Origin of the sequence: Bacillus sp. AP50 (assembly GCF_040492675.1) — a bacterium.
In the GTDB taxonomy this organism is placed as follows: domain Bacteria; phylum Bacillota; class Bacilli; order Bacillales; family Bacillaceae_G; genus Bacillus_A; species Bacillus_A cereus.
This window is the reverse complement of the sequence record NZ_JBEUTW010000563.1, coordinates 1-4007: the sequence shown is the minus strand read 5'-3', so window position 1 is coordinate 4007 and position 4007 is coordinate 1. Positions and strand designations below refer to the sequence as shown.

The window sequence follows — 4007 nt, the reverse complement described above, 5'->3', positions numbered from 1 at the left end:
CTTCTAAAGTAGTAGGCGATGCATTAGCATTACAAGGATACATCGTTCATTATGAGTCATCTTATTTACAAAAGAATAATTGGATCCAAATTGCATGTTTAAATCATTATAAAGAACGCGATATGAAGAGGATGTTAAATTGTTTGCAAATGTGTTTATTTCAGAGTGGGGTACATATATAAAGATTTTTTCTTTTCGTATAAAGGAGCTACGACTTACGAAAACTTAGAAATAGAACTTTGGAAGAGGTGTCAGTATGATAACTAGAAAACTACCATTACATATAGACGATATTAAAAAAGCTCACAAGATTCTAGATAGAAATGCTCGTAAAACGCCATTAGTAAAATCTTTTTATTTGACTAGTAAAACGGGCGGAGAAATACATTTGAAATTAGAAAATATGCAATTAACGGGTTCTTTTAAATTTCGTGGCGCATTTAATAAAATGTCACGGCTCACGGATCAAGAAAAAGAAAGAGGTGTAATCGCATGTTCAGCAGGTAATCATGCACAAGGAGTTGCATTATCTGCTCATTTACTCGGTATTAAGAGTAAAATTGTTATGCCAATTTCTGCACCTCAGGCAAAAGTTGAAGCAACAAAAGGATATGGATCTGAAGTGATTTTACATGGTGAAACCTTTGATGATGCAAAGGTAAAATGTGAAGAAATTATAAGGGAAACAGGTGAAACATACTTACATCCATATGATGATGTAGAGGTAATGGCTGGTCAAGGTACAATTGGATTAGACATTCTTGATGATATGTGGGATGTAGATACTGTCATTGTACCAATAGGTGGAGGCGGAATTATTTCTGGTATTTCTGTAGCATTAAAATCTTTTAATCCATCCATTAATATAATTGGTGTCCAAGCAGATAATGTTCATGGAATGAAGGCATCTTACGATAAAGGCGCAATCGTAGAACATTATGAGGCCCCTACTATTGCAGATGGTTGCGCAGTTAAAATACCAGGAGAATTAACATTTGAAATTGTAAAAGAATTAGTAGATGATATTGTAACTGTATCAGAAAAAGAGCTGGAAGTAGCGATGAAAGATTTATTACAACGTGGGAAAGCTGTTGTAGAAGGTGCAGGTGCATTAGCAACTGCTGCACTTCTTGCGGGAAAAGTTGATAGTTATATAAAAGGGAAAAAAGTAGTGGCTGTTATATCTGGTGGGAACGTGGACTTACAGCGCATATCAAGTGTATGTGAGCACTTTTTTGTCGCTAATGAAGTGAAATAGTTTTATGAAAGAAGAGCTAAGAGAAATGATCTTAGCTCTTACTTTTTGTCTACCATTTACTGTAAGTAGTAATAAACTTGCAGAATTTGCTGTCTAATGAATTGTTTTATTTAAGCGCCTATTTTTACACATATCTTTAATGTTACAATAATTATTTCAATATTGTCGAAACGTAAGCAGAAATTTAATATAATAGTTTTAATGTGCTAATGAGCGGTGAGGAGGGCAGGTCATGAATAAAGAAGAACAGGTCATGAACGGTTTCAGGGAATTATATAATAAGCTGGTTTGGCTTAATAAAGATAAGATGGAAGAAGGTCTTAAAGGGTTTAAGTCTTCTGAAGTCCACTGTATTGAATATATTGAAAACAATGCAGATTCTAACGTGACACAACTCGCAGAGGCTTTTTATGTGACTCGCGGTGCTATAAGTAGAATGACTAAGAAGCTCATACAAAAAGGCCTTGTTGAAAGCTACCAAAAGTCAGAAAATAAGAAAGAAATTTATTTTAAGCTTACCGAACAAGGGAAAGAAATTTATAAAATCCATGAAGATCTGCACAAAGAGTTTCAAGAGCGGGATAAAGCTGTATTTGAGCAAGTAACTGAAGAAGAATTCGACAGTATAATTAGCTTTGTGGAAAAGTATAGTAGACATTTGGATGCAGAAATAAAGAAACAAGGTATACATATTAAATCGTAATACATTTTAATAATAAAATGGCAGCCTTACTCTAATATGAGAATAGGCTGCTTTTTTATTATTTTATCTTTGTTGACTAATCAACAAAACAGGGTTATCATTTTGTTGACAAAGCAACAAAATATTTTAAGGAGAGAAGTTAAATGTCTATATTTAGATCACAAAATGAAAGGGAAACTGAAAAAAGCATAGATAAACATGCTTTACTATTCGGACTTATTTCTGTATTTCTTTGTGGTATAGGTTTCAGTATCATCATGCCTGTAGTCCCATTCTTAGTACAGCCATATACAAGTAATCCGGAAGAACAAGCATTAGTTGTTACACTACTAACTTCCGTATATGCGGCCTCCGTGTTTTTAGCTGCTCCAGCACTCGGGGCTTTAAGCGATAAGTATGGCCGTCGTCCATTACTTTTAATATGCTTATTTGGTTCTGCAATTGGGTACTTAGTTTTTGGCATAGGAGGAGCTTTATGGGTATTATTTGCTGGACGCATAATAGAAGGTATAACAGGTGGGAGCATAAGTACTATCTTCGCATATTTTGCAGACATCATTCCGAAAGAGCAGAGAACGAAATACTTTGGATGGGTGAGTGCAGTTGTAGGTGTGGGAACTATTATTGGACCAACTCTTGGGGGCTTACTTGCAAAGTTTGGTCATTCTGTACCTTTATACTTTGGAGCGTTCATAACTTTATTAAATGTTTTATATGGTATGAAATACATGCCTGAGAGCCTTGACAAAAATAACAGGTTAAAAGAGATTACTTTTGTAAGGTTAAATCCTTTTGCACAGCTAGCAAATATACTTTCCATGAAAAATTTAAAATGGTTACTTATCTCAGCGTTTTTACTTTGGATACCTAACGGATCTTTACAAGCAATTTTCACGCAATTTACAATGGATACTTTCAGTTGGAAACCTGCATTAATCGGACTTATGTTTTCAATTTTGGGCTTTCAAGACATTGTTTCACAAAGTTTTATCATGCCAAAGCTTTTAATCAATCTTAGTGATAAACAAATAGCAATTCTTGGGATGGTTTCGGAGATTATAGGATACAGTTTTATTGCAGCATCAGCTGTATTTTCACTCTCTCCACTACTTATCGTTGGAATGCTAATGTTTGGTTTTGGGGATTCAATTTTCGGGCCTTCATTCAACGGGATGCTTTCAAAGTCTGTCAATTCTAATGAACAAGGAAGGATTCAAGGTGGAAGCCAATCTATTCAAGCTTTAGCAAGAATGATTGGTCCGATTATTGGAGGACAAATCTATGTATCACTTGGTCATGCCGCACCTGCTTTTATGGGTATGATTCTTATAGTAGCGGCAATAGCAGTTTTGTATAAGGGAACGTATGAAACTGTATAACAGATAGATATAAGAACAAATAAAAGGGAGTCAGAACTTAGGAACAAGTGCTGATTCCCTATTTGTTTACGGTTTGAGAGCTAAGAGAAATGCTTTTGTTTAGGAATTTATTCTGCTATGCTCTCATGGTGAAGGGTAATATTCAGTGAGGTGGAACTATTATTAATTACAGTTAGCTTTATTTGAAAGTAAAAAGGTAGGTAAATGACTAGATAATTTCATTATGCTTGTGCTGAAGTAAATAATGATTCCATCTTTACTTTGCTCTTCTCTCGAATTTCAGCATCTGCATGGCGCATCACATATTTATGCGCTACAGCGATTGCTAAAACATCATCTAATAAGCCAATCCCAATAATAGCAGCTATATCTGGAATGAAATCGATTGTTAATACGTAATAAGATAAAGCGGCTAATATTATGAATTTCGCCTTAGTAGGTAATTCTTTCTTTTTCATTGTGTAGAATAAAATAATACTTTCATATACGCTAGATTTACCGAGGTTTACAGAGCTTTTTTTGAACTTTTTCCAAAGTGTCTGTTTCTCCATATAAACACTCCTTTTACAAAACATAGATTTTTTAAAAGGATGGACAAAGAAGTGAGAGATTAATCAATTTTATTGTTTTTCTTAATTATATATTTCCATAAAAATAGGGGATTACC

At 34.3% G+C, this 4007-nt stretch carries 4 protein-coding genes and 1 pseudogene; 4 read left to right on the top strand and 1 reads right to left on the bottom strand.

Annotated elements, in window-relative coordinates; all coding sequences use genetic code 11:
* The 4 genes and pseudogenes from ABWK52_RS26615 to ABWK52_RS26600 all read left to right on the top strand — a co-directional run.
* Positions 1-182: pseudogene (locus ABWK52_RS26615) on the top strand (aminotransferase class V-fold PLP-dependent enzyme); the annotation flags it as partial.
* Between the two features lie 74 nt (positions 183-256).
* Entirely contained in the window at positions 257-1258 is a 1002-nt protein-coding gene (gene tdcB / locus ABWK52_RS26610) for a bifunctional threonine ammonia-lyase/L-serine ammonia-lyase TdcB (protein WP_000632959.1), read from the top strand.
* A gap of 232 nt (positions 1259-1490) precedes the next feature.
* Positions 1491-1961 (top strand): MarR family transcriptional regulator, encoded by a 471-nt coding sequence (locus ABWK52_RS26605; RefSeq protein WP_001030900.1) that lies wholly within the window; start codon positions 1491-1493, stop codon positions 1959-1961.
* Positions 1962-2104: 143 nt separating this feature from the next.
* Positions 2105-3340 carry an MFS transporter gene (locus ABWK52_RS26600; protein ID WP_000021826.1) on the top strand — a complete coding sequence of 412 codons (1236 nt, stop codon included), beginning with the start codon at positions 2105-2107 and terminating at the stop codon, positions 3338-3340.
* 221 nt (positions 3341-3561) lie between these two features.
* Here the strand turns inward: ABWK52_RS26600 and ABWK52_RS26595 are convergent, their stop codons facing one another.
* A complete protein-coding gene (locus ABWK52_RS26595; RefSeq protein WP_000415089.1) occupies positions 3562-3891 on the bottom strand; it encodes a YkvA family protein in 330 nt (109 codons plus the stop codon).
* Between the last annotated feature and the right edge of the window lie 116 nt (positions 3892-4007).